General features: G+C 42.3%; 13 protein-coding genes. 10 read left to right on the top strand and 3 right to left on the bottom strand.

Annotated features, from left to right (window positions below; genetic code table 11):
* Positions 1–56: 56 nt before the first annotated feature.
* Entirely contained in the window at positions 57–3,707 is a 3,651-nt protein-coding gene (gene dnaE / locus LZG71_RS00815) for a DNA polymerase III subunit alpha (protein WP_233816139.1), read from the bottom strand.
* Positions 3,708–3,889: 182 nt separating this feature from the next.
* Positions 3,890–4,558 (bottom strand): DUF2461 domain-containing protein, encoded by a 669-nt coding sequence (locus LZG71_RS00810; protein WP_233816138.1) that lies wholly within the window; start codon positions 4,556–4,558, stop codon positions 3,890–3,892.
* 462 nt (positions 4,559–5,020) lie between these two features.
* Here LZG71_RS00810 and trpS point away from each other — a divergent pair, with 462 nt between their 5' ends.
* The 5 genes from trpS (at position 5,021) to LZG71_RS00785 (ending at position 8,754) form a co-directional block, all read left to right on the top strand.
* Positions 5,021–5,998: a tryptophan--tRNA ligase gene (trpS, locus tag LZG71_RS00805; protein WP_233816136.1), complete on the top strand. Its 978-nt coding sequence runs from the start codon at positions 5,021–5,023 to the stop codon at positions 5,996–5,998.
* Positions 5,995–6,573 (top strand): phosphatase PAP2 family protein, encoded by a 579-nt coding sequence (locus tag LZG71_RS00800; protein ID WP_233816134.1) that lies wholly within the window; start codon positions 5,995–5,997, stop codon positions 6,571–6,573. The genes trpS and LZG71_RS00800 overlap by 4 nt, the downstream gene beginning before the upstream one ends.
* A gap of 35 nt (positions 6,574–6,608) precedes the next feature.
* Entirely contained in the window at positions 6,609–7,556 is a 948-nt protein-coding gene (locus tag LZG71_RS00795; RefSeq protein WP_233816133.1) for a ribose-phosphate pyrophosphokinase, read from the top strand.
* 36 nt (positions 7,557–7,592) lie between these two features.
* Positions 7,593–8,159 carry a 50S ribosomal protein L25/general stress protein Ctc gene (locus LZG71_RS00790; protein WP_233816132.1) on the top strand — a complete coding sequence of 189 codons (567 nt, stop codon included), beginning with the start codon at positions 7,593–7,595 and terminating at the stop codon, positions 8,157–8,159.
* 94 nt (positions 8,160–8,253) lie between these two features.
* Positions 8,254–8,754: a DUF421 domain-containing protein gene (locus LZG71_RS00785; protein WP_233816131.1), complete on the top strand. Its 501-nt coding sequence runs from the start codon at positions 8,254–8,256 to the stop codon at positions 8,752–8,754.
* Positions 8,755–8,767: 13 nt separating this feature from the next.
* Here the strand turns inward: LZG71_RS00785 and LZG71_RS00780 are convergent, their stop codons facing one another.
* Entirely contained in the window at positions 8,768–9,724 is a 957-nt protein-coding gene (locus LZG71_RS00780; protein WP_233816130.1) for an NAD(P)-dependent oxidoreductase, read from the bottom strand.
* A gap of 96 nt (positions 9,725–9,820) precedes the next feature.
* Between LZG71_RS00780 and pdxA the strand changes: the two genes are divergently transcribed.
* The 5 genes from pdxA (at position 9,821) to LZG71_RS00755 (ending at position 15,755) form a co-directional block, all read left to right on the top strand.
* Positions 9,821–10,927: a 4-hydroxythreonine-4-phosphate dehydrogenase PdxA gene (gene pdxA, locus LZG71_RS00775; RefSeq protein WP_233816129.1), complete on the top strand. Its 1,107-nt coding sequence runs from the start codon at positions 9,821–9,823 to the stop codon at positions 10,925–10,927.
* Positions 10,928–11,022: 95 nt separating this feature from the next.
* Positions 11,023–11,910, top strand: a complete 888-nt coding sequence (locus LZG71_RS00770) for a YicC/YloC family endoribonuclease (protein WP_233816128.1) — start codon at positions 11,023–11,025, stop codon at positions 11,908–11,910.
* Between the two features lie 4 nt (positions 11,911–11,914).
* A complete protein-coding gene (locus LZG71_RS00765) occupies positions 11,915–12,529 on the top strand; it encodes a DNA-3-methyladenine glycosylase (RefSeq protein WP_233816127.1) in 615 nt (204 codons plus the stop codon).
* Positions 12,530–12,672: 143 nt separating this feature from the next.
* Positions 12,673–14,478: a tetratricopeptide repeat protein gene (locus LZG71_RS00760; protein ID WP_233816126.1), complete on the top strand. Its 1,806-nt coding sequence runs from the start codon at positions 12,673–12,675 to the stop codon at positions 14,476–14,478.
* Between the two features lie 101 nt (positions 14,479–14,579).
* Positions 14,580–15,755 carry an SAM-dependent methyltransferase gene (locus tag LZG71_RS00755; RefSeq protein ID WP_233816124.1) on the top strand — a complete coding sequence of 392 codons (1,176 nt, stop codon included), beginning with the start codon at positions 14,580–14,582 and terminating at the stop codon, positions 15,753–15,755.
* Positions 15,756–15,814 lie beyond the last annotated feature (59 nt).

Below are 15,814 nucleotides of genomic sequence, written 5' to 3'. Positions count from 1 at the left end.
AGCTATAATTTGGTCTTCTAAAATCGCTCTGGTTGTAATTGAAGGCCAAAAAGTCTCTAATTCAATGAAAATTTAACACCTTCCATGCTGTCGAGTGCCTTAAAGAGCTCATTGGACGGTGCAACACGATAACCACGTGACAACATTTCCACTTCCAGGCGGGTTTCCGGATCGGTTACCGTCATATTGACAGTGCACGAGCCGGGATTATTACCGAAGGTCTCATTAAGGATCATGATGGTCCGCTCGTCAATGAAGTCAAGCGGTAGATTGATCTTAATTTTACGGCAAAGCTTTTCACGAATTTCAGTCAACAACTGGATGAAGACAATCTTGAATTCAAACTGATCTTCCTGCTTCCAGCGATTCTGAACTTTGCCTTTAATGTGCAGGAACTGACCCACCTGCAAATAGTTGCGGTACTTTACGCAGTCTTCGCCACCAAGCAGCATCTCAATGGAACCCTTGTAATCTTCAATTTTGAAAATTATAAACGGACTACCGTTTTTCGACATTCGTTCCATCACACTAGTGACGATTCCGCCAATGGCAACCTCCTTATCAAAATGTTTGGGGCGTCGTTCGCCTTCGGCAATAAACATAACCTGATCAGCGGTGCAGGTGCAGAAATTATCCAGCTCAATCCGGAAAGTATCAAGGGGATGTCCGGAAATATAAAACCCGACAACATCCTGCTCATAGCGCAGCCTTTCCAAATCACCCCAAGGAGCTACGTCTGCTGCCTTTGGCTTGCTCATCAGCATTTCGTTCCCGCCAAAAGCACCAAACAATGATGCTTGTGCCGAGGCTTTTTCAGCATGATAATTATTGGCATAACGAATCAGGCGTTCTATGAATGTGCCATTCTCGCCTGGTTCATTTGCAAAGTATTGCGCTCTGTGGTAGTCCGTGAAGCAATCAAACCCACCTGCGTAAGCAAGACTTTCAATTGTCTTTTTATTTACAGTCCGTAAATTGACTCTGGTTATGAAATCAAATATATCTTTAAATGGTCCGCCATTTTTTCTTTCTTCAATAATCGCTTCAACCGCCGCATCCCCGCTTCCTTTAACACCAGCAAGACCGAATCGTATTTCATGTTTTTTGTTTGCATTAAACTGGCGATCCGACTCGTTCACATCAGGCCCAAGTACAACAAGTCCCTGTGCTTTACACTCTTCCATGAAAAAGGTAATCTTCTCAATGTTGCCAAGTGAGCTGGTTAGTACCGCAGACATGTACTCAGCAGTGTAGTGTGCTTTCAGATAGGCTGTTTGATAAGCAACGAAGGCATAACAGGTTGAATGCGACTTATTAAAAGCGTAGGACGCAAAAGCTTCCCAGTCGGTCCAGATCTTTTCCAGTTTTTTCAGATCCAGTCCCTTTTCTCCGCCACCTTTCATGAAATCCCCTTTCATTTTGTTCAGGGTTTCAATCTGTTTTTTCCCCATCGCTTTACGCAATGTATCCGCCTGTCCCTTTGTAAACCCTCCCAGCTTCTGGGACAAAAGCATCACCTGCTCCTGATAAACCGTGATTCCATAGGTATCAGACAGGTATTCTTCAAGTTCTGGCAAGTCATAGGCTGTTTCTTCCAGCCCGTTTTTCCTTCGTATAAAACTTGGGATATAAGCAATAGGGCCCGGCCTGTAAAGGGCGTTCATGGCAATAAGGTGTTCGAAACGGTCCGGAATAAGATCACGCATGTGTTTCTTCATCCCGTCTGATTCAAACTGAAATATGGCGTTGGTTTCACCCTTTTGAAATAGCTCAAAAACCTTTGGATCATCGAGTGGAATGTCGTCAATAACGATTTCAATTCCATGATTCTGTTTAATAAGACGTAATGCTTCCTTAATGATGGTCAGATTTCGCAGTCCCAGAAAGTCCATTTTAATAACGCCGGCATCCTCGATGATTTTTCCTTGATACTGGGTAATCAAAAATTCCGAATCCTTGGAAGTACTCACCGGTATAATTTCAGTCAAATCACTTGGCGCGATGATGATACCAGCCGCGTGAATACCGGTATTTCGTACGGTTCCTTCCAAACGTCTCGCTTCCTGCAATACACTGGCCTGCAAATCTTTACCTGAAATGATTGCCCGCATTTTCTTTACGTTGTCAATCTCCTCGGGTGCAAGACCTTCCTTTTTGGCAAGACTTCCCTCTCCTTCAAGTGGTGCAGTAAAAATCCTGTTAAGCGTCATGTTGTAAGCTGGCTTGTCGGGCACAAGTTTAGCAAGGATATTCGCTTCCGATAAGTGGAGGTCCATAACGCGCGCTACGTCTTTGATCGCAGATTTGGCCGCCATCGTACCGTAGGTTACAATTTGAGCAACCTGGTTATAGCCGTACTTTTTAACCACGTAATCGATTACCTTCTGCCGGCCTTCGTCATCAAAGTCCGTATCAATATCGGGAAGTGAAATACGGTCAGGGTTAAGAAAACGCTCAAAAAGCAGATCGTATTTAATCGGGTCAATGTTTGTAATTCCGGTGCAATAGGCCACTACTGAACCAGCAGCAGAACCACGACCGGGGCCGATGAAAACCCCCATTTTGCGTCCTGCATCAATAAAGTCTGCGACGATCAGGAAGTAACCAGGAAAACCCATGTTACGGATGGTATCCAACTCAAATTTAAGCCGTTCCTCTATTTCGGGGGTGATGGTGCCATATTTAAACCTCGCACCTTCAAATGTAAGGTGTTTTAGATATTCCCACTGATTGAGAACATCTGCGGTCAGTTCCTTTTTACCTACCATTTCCGACAGCGTATGCGTCTTAAATTCCTCTGGAATCGGGAAATTTGGAAGGAGTATATCTTTGTTCAGATTAAGTGTTTTAATCTTATCAACGATTTCGTTGGTGTTGTCAATAGACTCGGGTAAGTCGTTGAACAACTTCATCATTTCGCTGGTGTTCTTAAAATAGAACTGGTCATTGAAAAACGCGAACCTTGATCCTTTCGGAATACCTTTGTCGTCGTCAAAATCCTTGGCCGAAGGAGTACTTTGCTTGTCTCCTGTATTGATACACAGCAAAATATCATGCGCATTCCAATCTTCCTGGTCTACATAATGCGAATCGTTGGAAGCAATTATTTTGACATTATATTTCCTTGCAAACCTAATCAGAACCTCATTCACAATATACTGATCACGGATTTCATGCCTTTGAAGTTCGACATAAAAATCCTCACCAAACAGATCCAGCCACCAGCGAAACTCTTTTTCTGCTTCCTCCTCTCCTTTTCTGATGATCGTTTTTGGAATAATAGCACCAATGCAGCAAGTCGTTGCGATAAGACCTTTGTGGTACTTCACGATCAGCTCCTTATCTATCCTTGGATACTTACCATACATACCCTCAATAAAACCAAGGGAGCACATTTTCACCAGGTTTTTATAGCCGATTTCATCTTTTGCAAGCAGCAGCTGATGATGCCGTACATCCTTCTTCTCCTTGGTAAATTGTCGAATGTGTCGATCTTCAACTACATAAAATTCACACCCTACAATCGGCTTTATTCCCTGCTTGTTTCCCTCGGCCACAAACTCGAACACGCCAAACATGTTACCATGATCTGTAATGGCCACGGCAGGCATGTTATCAGCCTTTGCTTTTTTGAAGAGTTTTTTAATATCAGCAGCCCCGTCGAGAAGTGAAAACTGCGTGTGGCAATGTAAATGGGAAAATTGCATTTTTAATTTTTTAATGTTAAAACCAAAACGGTTTATGTCTACGGGGCGATTTAATCGCACTTCTTGCTAGTATCAAGTTAACAGTATGGCGTTTACAGTAAACAGGTTAAGCGTCTGAAAATTAATTATTTGAATTAATCCAATCAAGTACTGTATACTAAAAACTAATACTGTAAACTCCTTTACTCCTCGCTATGGCTAAGAATATAATTCATATAATCGCAATATGGTTTCAGTAGTCTGACACCTTTTACTATCTGGTTGGCAAAATCTTTGGAAGTCACATCCTTATCCGAATATTGATGCATGAAAAAAAGCTGTTTTCTTTTTAGCAGTTCAATTTCAGGATGGTCCTTGGGATATCCCTTCGGCATTGTTTTCAGAGCATCGCCATGTATCTCAGGGAAGTACTCGCGGAAGTCGCTGTTATGAATGATTTCTTTAAGTTCCCGGGCGTTGTAGTCCACTTCCTGCCGGTACTTTGCGAGCTGTTCGGTGGTTGGCGACCACATTCCGCCACCAAGAAACGACTGTCCGTCTGGCTGAATATGTAAATAATAATCAATCTTGCCGGAGCTCTTTCCTCCCGGTCCGATACCCGCACCCATGTTATTCTTATAAGGATCCTTATTTTTGGAAAAACGCACATCCCTGTTGATACGAAATAGACAGTCCTTTACATGCAAATTCCCCAGGTCGTGAAACGTGCTTATTTCTCTGATTAAAATTGAAACAAGCTGCTCAAGATCGGCTTTGGCGTCATCGTACTTTTTCCTGTTTCCCTGAAACCAATCTCTGTTATTGTTCTGAACCAGTTCTCTTAAAAAATTGAGAGTTTGCGTTCTAAGCATATTGAAATATTGAATTTTATCGTTCTGATCCGTTAAAAATGAAGCTTACTGCTGCGGCTCCTTTGTGGGGCTATGGCCTCCGGAAATCTATATATTTTCAAATTTACTACCATTTTCTGATTCAATTTAACGAATTTTGGCTTTTGGAATGATGAATGTTTCTTAAAAACTGATAATCAACCGAAAGTCATGAATCTTCAATTTTTGTCAGACGAGAGAGGGAAGAAAACGGCCGTAGTGATACCCATTAAAGACTGGGAAGAAATTCAGGTGAGGTTGAAACAGGATAAGTCTGATTTTTAGGACGACTTGTCTCAACATGTTATTAATGGAATTGAGCGAGGGAAAAAGCAAAGTGATGAGGGAGAAACAAAATCTCACAGTGAGGTGATGTTAAAATATGACAAATATTCATGAGCTTCATTTTTCATTGAATAGAAATTAACAACTATATAATTATTAATGGCCAGAATCCTTACAGGAATTCAAAGTAGCGGGCGTCCTCATTTGGGCAACATTTTAGGAGCAATCCTGCCTGCGATTGAACTTTCTAAAAACCCACAAAACGAATCTTTCTTTTTTATAGCGGATCTTCATTCGCTTACTACACTTAAAGACGGAGCCCAGCGTGCCGAATATGTAAGAGCCATTGCCGCAACCTGGCTCGCTTTTGGTTTCGATTACAAAAAAAATGTTTTCTGGAGACAGTCAAGGGTTCAGGAGCATACGGAATTGGCATGGTACCTTAACTGCTTCACTCCGTTCCCGATGTTGGCAAATGCTACCTCTTTTAAAGAAAAATCGGAGAAGCTGGCAGATGTAAACGCTGGTCTGTTCACCTATCCGGTATTGCAAGCGGCGGATATCCTGCTTTATGACGCCAATATCATTCCCGTTGGCAAAGACCAAAAACAGCACCTGGAAATGACCAAGGATATTGCGAGCCGTTTCAACCAGCTTGCCGGGCAAGATATTCTGGTGCTTCCTGAACCGCAGATTGATGAGCGGATCATGACGATCCCAGGGATTGACGGACAAAAGATGAGCAAGTCGTATCATAACTACATTGATATCTTCCTGCCGGAAAATGAACTTAAAAAGGTAACCAAAAAAATTCTGTCCGATTCTACAGCTTTGGAAGAACCGAAAGATCCGGACAACGACATCACGTTCAAGCTGTATTCACTCCTGGCTAACGAAAGCGAAGTTGCAGAGATGAGAACCAGGTATGTGAACGGCGGATATGGTTACGGTCACGCCAAACAGGCATTGTTTGAATACATTCTGGAAAAATTTGCTGAACCACGCCGCATTTTCAATTACTACATGGAAAATAACGCTGAGCTGGAAGGCATTCTGACAGAAGGTGAAGGCAAGGCTCGATCCATTGCGCAGCATACAATTGGCAAAGTCAGAAGCGTCTTAGGGTTTAATTCATGACAGAAACAGTAAACAGCCTGATACATACGGACCAGGAATTGTTTCTCTGGCTCAATGGGATCAATGCACCGTGGGCCGATACATTGATGTATTGGATTACATTTAAGTACACCTGGATTCCGCTTTACGTTGTTTTGATCGCGGTTTCCGTGAAGACCGAAGGGAAAAAGTCGGTTGCTATTCTGGTTACAGTTATAGTAGCTGTGGTATTTGCAGACAAAATCACTTCGGGGATTATGAAACCTTATTTCGAACGTTTCAGACCTTGCCATGAACCTACGCTTGCCGGACTTGTACATGAGGTTGCGGGCTGTGGAGGTTCCTTTGGCTTTGCTTCCTCACATGCTTCCACTAGCTTTGCTTTGGCAACTGTCTGGTTTGTTTTACTGAAAGACAAAATAAAGTACATGTGGTTGGTACTCGCCTGGGCAGGTTTATATTCTTACAGCAGAGTATATGTAGGCGTGCATTACCCGGGCGATATTCTGGTTGGTGCTATGGTAGGCATCCTATCCGCCTGGCTTTGTATTCGCCTCTATTTCATATTTTTAGTGAAATACTATCGTATTAATTGATTTTTGTTTAATTTTGCGCAAATTTTAAGTTAGCCATGGGCTCATTCAACACCGTTAAAATATTTTCAGGAAGTCAATCAGAATATCTTGCAAAGAACATTGCACGGTATTATGGTAAAGAACTGGGTGGCTACACATTAAGGAAGTTTAGTGACGGAGAATTATCTCCAAGTTTTGAAGAATCAGTACGGGGATGTGACGTATTTTTAATACAATCCACTTTCCCTCCTACCGATAACCTGATGGAATTGTTACTTATGGTTGATGCCGCTCGCCGTGCTTCTGCCCATTATGTAACAGTTGTGATTCCTTATTTCGGATACGCCCGTCAGGACAGAAAGGACAAGCCACGCGTAGCAATTGCTGCAAAAGTGGTAGCCAACCTGCTTACTTCTGTGGGTGTTGACCGCCTCATGACACTTGATTTGCATGCCGGACAGATTCAGGGATTCTTCGATTTACCGGTTGACCACCTGGAAGGAACCTCCATTTTTGTTCCATACATTCAGTCGCTGGGCCTTAAAAATCTATTGATTGCCTCTCCCGACATGGGCGGTGCGGCCCGTGCAAGAAACTTTGCCAAGTTCCTGAACGTGGATATGATCCTTTGTGATAAACACAGGAAAAGAGCCAATGAAATTGCCAGTATGCAGGTAATTGGAGATGTGGAAGGTATGGATGTAGTGTTGGTAGATGACCTTATTGATACGGGTGGTACGCTTTGCAAAGCAGCAGAACTCATCCTTGATAAGGGCGCCAATTCTGTACGTGCTATAAGTACACACGCAATTATGTCTGGCAAAGCGCACGAAAACATTGCAAATTCTGTTTTGGAAGAACTGATCATTACTGATACGATTCCTCTGAAACAACACAACGAAAAAATCCGGGTACTATCTGTCGCTGAAATATTTGCAAAGGCCATCGGACGGATCCGTGATCATGAATCTATTAGTTCATTATTTATAAATTATAATCAGTAAATTTTATTTTTTTTAACTTTCAAATTAAATATTCTTATGAAAACGCATGAGATTGTAGGGTTTAAAAGAGCGAATCTCGGTAAGGTGGAAGCCCAGGAACTTCGTTCACAAGGTTATGTTCCGTCTGTACTGTATGGTGGAAACGAGCAAGTACATTTTTATGCACCTGCTATGTTGTTCCGCGAGTTGCTTTTCACACCGGATATTTTTAATGTTACCCTCAACATCGAGGGAACGATTTACAATGCCATTTTACAGGAAAAACAATTTCACCCGGTTAATGACTCATTGATTCATGCTGATTTTTTGCAGATCATTGACGGTAAAGAGATAAAGGTTGATGTGCCGGTAAAACTTACAGGTACTTCTACTGGCGTAATGAAAGGTGGTAAAATGAACCAAAAATTGCGTAAATTGCGTGTACAAGGTCTGGCTGAAAACATTCCTGACTATGTAAACGTAGACGTAACTGAGCTTGAATTAGGAAAATCAGTTAAAGTGGGTGCAGTAAATGCTGAAAATTTTGTTATATTGACAGCTGCTAGCAACCCGATCGCCTCTGTGGAGATCCCACGTGCACTTCGCGGTACACTAGGCAAATAATAAGTATTTTATTTTTCATGGCTAATAGATGCAAATGTGCCGACCTTTGGTCGGCATTTTTGTTTTATAGCAATCGCAGAAATTTATTACTGTCATGGAAAAGCTTATTGGCATACATTGGGACGACATGTTTATACCCAGTTTGTCGCTCCTTGAAATATTTGTAAGGGGAACCATTACTTATTGGGTTATCTATTTATGCCTGCGGATGTTCCGCCGCGGAACGGGTCAGCTTAGCATCAGTGATCTTTTACTGATTACCATGATCTCCGATGCCGCTCAGAATGCTATGGCGGGAACCTATAATTCAATCACAGAAGGAGCTGTCTTGATTTGCACGCTAGTTTTTTGGGATTACGCTATCGACTGGATGGGCTATAAAAAAATCCTGTTCGGAAAATTGGCCAGACCTGAGCCTATCCTGCTGATCAGAAATGGCAGGCTTCTCAGAGCAAACATGGAAAAACAGCTCATGGATGAGGATGAGCTGAATGGGCTGCTTCGAGAAAATGGTGTTGACGACTACAAGAAAGTAAAAACCTGTTATCTTGAATCAACTGGTAATCTGAGCGTGGTTTTAAAGGAAGAAAACTAACAATTATCCAAGGTCAGTGCACGCTGGAAATGGTGCTGGTTACGTCTAGCCAACGCTCGATCTGACTAACAAGAACTTCGTTTATCCTGTAATAGCTTTCATGTGTCCAGCCGCCGATATGTGGTGTCAGTACTACGTTATCCACCGAGCAGAGATAATCAAAAGCTTCCTGCTGATCGGGTTTAAGGTTTTTCAATTTCTCATTTTCGAGCACATCCAGGCAGGCACCTTTAATTTTGCCAGACTTTAATCCATCTGCAATTGCACGAAGGTGTGCAGTTTCTCCTCTTGAAAGGTTAAGCAAATAAAACGGCTTAGTAAAACCTTGGATAAAATCTTCATTTACAAGGAATTTAGTTTCGCTCGTTAAAGGAATGTGTAAGCTTAAAATGTCCGCTTCTTGCATAATACGCTCGATTGAAGCTTCTTCTGCAAACGCATCACTATAATTGTCACGGTATTTGTCATAAGCCAGCACTTTGCAACCAAATCCACTAAGTCTTTTTGCTGTTGCACCACCGTTGTTACCGTAACCGATGATTCCAACCGTTTTTTCCATGATTTCAACACCACGGTTGCCTTCTCTGTCCCAAGTCCCCTGCCGCACCTGGCGATCGGCACGAATAATATTATTAAACAGAGCCAACAACATACCTAGTGCATGTTCTGCCACCGCGTCCCGGTTACCTTTTCCTGCATGAAAAACATCGATTTTACGCAAAGCGGCTACATCAAGGTCAATCAAATCCAACCCCGCTCCTGCTCTTGCAATGAATTTCAGCTGCTTTCCGGCTTCCATTAGCTCGTTATCAACAAAAGTTTTGCTTCTGATTACAAGACCGTCATAACCTGGCAAAGCATCTATAATATCCTGACGCTTAAACTCTGGTTGATAAGAATAGGTCCATCCCCGTTCTTCAAACATTGTAAAAAGAGAAGAATGCATAGAGTCAGCTATCAGGATTTTCATGGGAGCACGGGATTTTTTGTAACTTGCCGGTGGAATACTTCCGCAAAAGTAATATAGAAAAGCACATTAGAATTGTTGTAATATCTTTTTAAGTTCATGAGCGATCAAATAAGTAATAAACCCGTCATCGGAATTACGTTGGGCGATTACAACGGCATAGGGCCGGAAGTAATCCTTAAGGCATTAGAAGGAAACCAGTTAGCCAAGTTGTGCACGCCTATTATTTACGGCTCACTGCGCGTGCTAAATCAATATAGAAATCTTTTTGAAATGAAGGACTGGACGCTGCATGGCATTCAAAAAGCAGAGCAGGCCAACCCTAAACTAGCCAATGTTATTACCTGCTGGCACGACCATCAGACTGAGATTACTCCTGGTCAGATCACAGCAGAAGCCGGACAAGGATCACTTGCAGCTTTAAAAAGAGCGGTTGAAGATTTGCGGTCGGGAAAGATACAGGCCATTGTAACGGGGCCGATCAATAAGGATAACATTCAAAGCGACGATTTCAAATTCCCGGGACATACGGAATACTTTGCAAAATCATTCGAGGTTGATGAAGCCCTGATGTTTATGGTTGCAGGGGATTTGCGCGTGGGTGTTCTCACAGGTCATATTCCATTAGAAAATGTTAAAGCTCAAATTACAGCCGAGAAATTAACAGCCAAGATCGACCAGATGCTTAAATCTCTTAAAAATGATTTCGGTATCAAAAAGCCAAGACTAGCAGTTCTGGGCCTCAATCCGCATGCAGGTGAGAACGGCCTTCTGGGCAGCGAGGAAATAGAGGTGATCCAGCCTGTGATCAAGACATTCAAGGACAAAGGGCACCTTGTGATTGGGCCGTTTCCAGCCGATGGTTTCTTTGCAGCCGGCACTTACAAAAAGTATGACGCCGTTTTAGCGATGTATCACGATCAGGGATTGATCCCTTTCAAAACACTTGCATTCAATGAAGGTGTCAATTTCACAGCGGGGCTACCGGTAGTTCGTACTTCTCCTGATCACGGGACTGCTTACAACATTGCCGGGAAAAACCAGGCTTCGGAAGGTTCAATTCTGCAAGCAATATATCTGGCTTGCGATGTATCCAGATACAGAACCGACAGCAGTGAGATTGATAAAAACGCCTTGGTATCCAAACCGCAGCAGTCTGAAAGCCAGCATCCTGCAAAATCGGGTGGAAAACAGCGATTTAACTAGACAGCTGATTTGTGAACGTCAAATTCAGCAATGCTTTCGGCCACATTCATACATGTAATTCTTTACTTCTTATCCTTTAACTCCTTGTTTGCGACATGTTAAAATCTATGACCGGGTACGGTGTATCCAACATCGAATCCGAATCTATAAATGTTACGGTTGAAATAAAGACACTCAATTCAAAATTCCTTGATATATACTGCCGCATCCCACGTCAGTACTCTGAGCGGGAAATTGAAATCAGAAACTTACTGACGCAGTCACTTGAACGTGGTAAAGTAGAATTTACTTTAACAGTACATCCGGTCGGGAAAGCAATTGCTTCAACCACTGTAAACAAAGCGCTCGTTAAAGCTTACTTTAACGACTTGTCTGAAACCGCAACTTCAATTGGCTTCATACCAGATCACACAGAGTTGTACAGAATCGCACTTCAACTGCCAAATTCCTACAATACGGAATCGGTTGACGAATCAAGCCGTGAAAATGACTGGTCGCAGATAAAAGTGGCAGTGCTGGAAGCGATCCGGAAATGTAATGTATTCAGAGAGCAGGAAGGCAAAATGACCGCTGACAAGTTTAACGACTACATTACCACAATTGATAACTTGCTAGGCAGCGTTACTGAACAGGATAAACTAAGGATTCCCGCTGTACGTGAACGTTTGGAAAAACAGGTTCGCGACCTGCTTTCTGACGACAATTTTGATCCGAACCGCTTTGAGCAGGAATTGATCTACTACATAGAGAAATTTGATATTTCGGAAGAGAAAATAAGACTAGCCAATCACCTTACCTACTTCAGAGAAACACTGGAATCTCCGGAAAGCAACGGTAAAAAGCTGAACTTTATCGCGCAGGAAATTGGTAGGGAAATCAATACAATTGGTTCTAAGGCTAATGACGCCACCATCCAGCATCTGGTCGTTCAAATGAAGGACGAACTGGAAAAGATAAAGGAACAAACCATGAATATTATCTAAGAAAATGGGAGACAACAGGCTTCCACTTTCATTTTATCAATCGCTCGATACCATTTCACTCGCCAGAGCGCTGCTGGGTTGCGAGCTCGTTCATGATAGTCCCGATGGCTCCACCAGCGGGATTATTGTTGAAACGGAGGCCTATTTATGCGACGATCCCGCCTGCCATGCTTTTAACAGACGAACAGCCAGAACGGAACCCATGTACCGAACTCCGGGTACCATCTATGTTTATCTGATTTATGGCATGTACCAGTGCATTAACGTTGTAAGTAACCAGGAAGGCATTGGCGAAGCCGTACTGATAAGAGCATTACAACCATTACGCGGCATAGCGCTTATGCAGCAAAGGCGTATGTTAAGTAGAAAAGTGAATTATGATCTGCAAAAGCCTTTTTCTGTAAGAGACCTTTGCCGCGGTCCGGGAAAACTTGTGCAAGCCATGGGCATAGAACGCACTTACCACAACAATAAGTCGTTTATAGAAGGAAACTTGTATATAACGGAAGGTATAGAGGAGAAAAAAGAAATCACAGTTTCTCCCCGAATTGGTATCAATGTAGGCATAGATTTACCCTATCGTTTTAGCATAAAGGGAAGTCTATATGTCAGCAAATAGGATAATTCCGAATTCTATTTAATTTATTGCCTATACCAACAATTCCGCCATTCGTTTTTATATTTGAAAAATGAACTCAACGTCCTTTTCAAATGAACTAACATTACCCGAGAATATTGCCATCCCACCTGGTATACGATAATATGACTACTTTATACAAGTTAGGGATTCTGGTCGTTTTCTCGCTCCTGCTCACAGGTCTTCAATGTACCTCGTTTGACTCAAAGCTCACCGCTGTCAGAGACTCAGAGTTTAATCTTACTGAAAATCGCCAGGCTGATTTTGAACAGGATACCGTTCGTATCTATGAGTGCCTTGCTCTCGCCAGGTCTTACCTGTACAAGGATGCTGAAAAGACGATGGTCAACGCAAAAGAAGTGCTTAAACTGGCTCAGAAACATCAGTGGAATAAAGGTAAAATTCTGGCATACAACTTGCTGAGTACTTTTTATCTGATGGATGGAAGCTACGATTTGCTACGTGAGCTTTCCAATGAAACTTTACTTTTGGCACAGAAGGAACATCTACCCCTTTATGTTGCTCATGCAAAGCGATTTGTGGCGGAAAGCTATTCTGAATATCGCCAATGGGATTCAGCTAAGGTTAATTACGAATATGCTCTGAAGGTATTCATTGCCATGGACGACGACAGCTCAAAAGCTGTCTGCCTGGAAAATATGGGCACTATGCACCGCGAGCAGAATCAGCTGAAAGAAGCGTTCGAATGTTATGATCAGGCTTTTTCGATTTATGAAAAGCTGAAGATGCCGAATGGAAAAGCGTCTGTGCTGCAAAACCGGGGTTACCTGTATGTCCGCGGGGAAAATCATAAGGACGCAGAGAAGCAATACCTTCAGGCTTTGAAATTGTACCAGACTACTCAAAACTTTTACGGAGAGCTTAGTTTGCTTAATGACCTGGGTAATTCTTATTATTGGGACGGCAAATATGATAAAGCGATTGAAGCTTGTAACCGCGCACTGGTTTATTCAAAAAAGTACAACACAACCCAGCAAACCAACTGGGCCCACCAAACACTTGGACGTTCTTACAAAGCAAAGAGTATGCTGGAACAGTCCATTTATCACAGTGAAAACGCCTATTACTACCGCCGGCAAATTCATGACGACTACATCAGGCGACAGTATACGATGTACCAGCTTATGTACGAAAATGAGCAGATGGATTCTGCCATACAGAAGCAGATTATTGACGATCAAAATCAGGTTCAGCGCGTTTTGATTGGTTTCAGCTGTCTCATCATAGCATTTGCAGCCTTTTTGTGGAATAATAATAAAAAGCTTCGCAGGAAAAACGCTGAGATACAGGAGGCAATGATCCAGGGTCAAACCATTGAACGTAAACGGGTTGCAGCTGAGCTGCATGATCACCTGGGTGGAACACTCGCTTCCTTGAACTGGTATCTTTTTGGTATTGACAAAAAATCGCTTCCGGAAGAAGAGCAAAAAATATACAATCGGGTGCATGAAATGGTAGGTGCGGCCTACAAAGAAGTACGTAGTCTTTCACATAACCTCATGCCGGCGGAACTGGAAGAGCATGGTTTGATTATGGCTTTGGGTAGACTGACAAGTAAACTGAGTGAAAACAAAAATATTCAGTTTACCTTCGATCACAATACGCAGGATAAACGATACGGGAACAAAACGGAGTTTGAATTGTACAGCATTGTACTGGAACTGGCCAACAACATTATTAAACACTCCAATGCAACTTCCGCGTCCATCAGTCTGGCCGAAACTGCAAAAACAATCCAGCTCCTCGTATCCGATAATGGCCAGGGTATTGATGCGACTTCTAAACAGGGAATTGGTCTTAACAATGTGAAAAACCGGGTGCAAAGCCTCTCCGGAAAAATAAAGATCAGCAACCAGCCAGAACAGGGAACACTTATTGACATTGAAATACCCAATACGCAAAGAAGCTAGGCAGATAAGAATACAGATTATTTACCAGCAATACCTCTCGATTTCGTTAACGAGCTATAACAGCTCGTTATGGTTAAATAAAAAGACATCACGACATTATAATGAACCAATTACCCATTCAGGAATTCGTATCCGCACTCAAAGACAGCATCAGTAACAATACTTTCATAAGCCTTTCATTGGGTAATTATAAGGGTACGGAGGAGCATCTCAAAAACATTTACGGCAAAAAAATTCTTGTTAAAAGAGAAGAAAAGCTGAGTTTAACATACCGGTTCAAAACCCGTGACATTGTTAAGAACTTTCCAATAGAAGAGACTGAAAAGATTATCACGAAAAAACTGGACGAAGGGTTTCTGGTGGCAGGACTTTTCACGACAGAGTATGATTGGAATCTTGACATTAACCATAAAGGCAAAGCCACTTTGAAAAAGAAGGAGGCCAAGTCGAAAACTTTACCGCCTTCCGGACATGATAAGGAAAAAAATCGCCAGATATCACCCAAGGACAAGGGATACCTCACAGCGCTGAAAATTACGGATGAGGATGGAAATGTATTTAAAAATGCCCAGGACAAGTATAAACAGATCAATCATTACGTAGATATTCTGAGTCCGTTGATAAGGGAAATTCCTGAAACCGACAAGCTTAAAGTGGTAGATATGGGCTCCGGAAAGGGGTATCTCACTTTTGCGCTCTATGATTATTTAAGCAATGTGGTTAACCGCCCTTCACAAATAACTGGTGTGGAGTTCCGGGAAGACCTTGTAGAGCTGTGCAACAAAATTTCGGATCAATCAGGTTTTCAGGGGCTGGACTTTGTAGAAGGAACGATTGAAGATTACCAAACAGAAGCAGTCAATATTCTTATCGCACTTCACGCCTGCGACACGGCTACGGACGACGCAATTTCAAAGGGAATTAAGGCAAACGCCGACCTGATTGTTGTTGCACCTTGCTGCCACAAACAGATAAGAAGGGAGATCGAAAAAAACAAAGCAAGTAATGACGTGGATTTTCTCACGCGCCATGGCATCTTCCTGGAAAGGCAAGCGGAAATGGTAACAGACGGAATCAGAGCGTTAGTACTCGAATATTTCGGATACAAAACCAAAGTATTTGAATTTATCTCAGATGCTCACACCCCTAAAAATGTAATGATTGTGGGAACAAAGGGAAGCAAGGCTGACAAAAATGTAATTCTGCAAAAGATCAAACATGCCAAGAGCTATTTCGGAATTGAAAAGCATCATTTGGAAAAAGTGCTTGATTTGTAACCGTTACAGCTTATAATGACCACTGTTTCGGTTCTTAACATTAATAATTAAGGAAATCC

The organism is Dyadobacter sp. CY312, assembly GCF_021390535.1.
In the GTDB taxonomy this organism is placed as follows: Bacteria; Bacteroidota; Bacteroidia; order Cytophagales; family Spirosomataceae; genus Dyadobacter.
This window is presented reverse-complemented; position numbering and strand designations above follow the sequence as displayed.